1 protein-coding gene is annotated in these 308 nt (G+C 69.2%); it reads left to right on the top strand.

Going from position 1 to position 308, the window contains the following annotated elements; genetic code table 11:
* Positions 1–308 (top strand): aconitase family protein (locus AC0LWF_RS27955; protein WP_474654712.1); only part of this gene is annotated, 308 nt, incomplete at both ends.

A 308-nucleotide genomic window follows, 5' to 3' on the forward strand; every position in this document is an offset into this window, starting at 1 on the left:
CGTGAAGACGCACAAGGAACTGCCTGCCTTCATCAGCACCCGCGGCGGCGTGGCGCTGCGTCCGGGCGACGGCGTGATCCACTCCTGGCTGAACCGCCTGCTGCTGCCGGATACCGTGGGCACCGGCGGCGACAGCCACACGCGCTTCCCGATCGGCATCTCGTTCCCGGCCGGTTCCGGCTTGGTGGCCTTCGCGGCTGCCACCGGCGTGATGCCGCTGGACATGCCGGAATCGGTTCTGGTGCGCTTCAAGGGCGAAATGCAGCCGGGCGTGACCCTGCGCGACCTGGTGCATGCCATCCCGCTGT

The organism is Paenibacillus sp. sgz302114 (genome assembly GCF_056120345.1).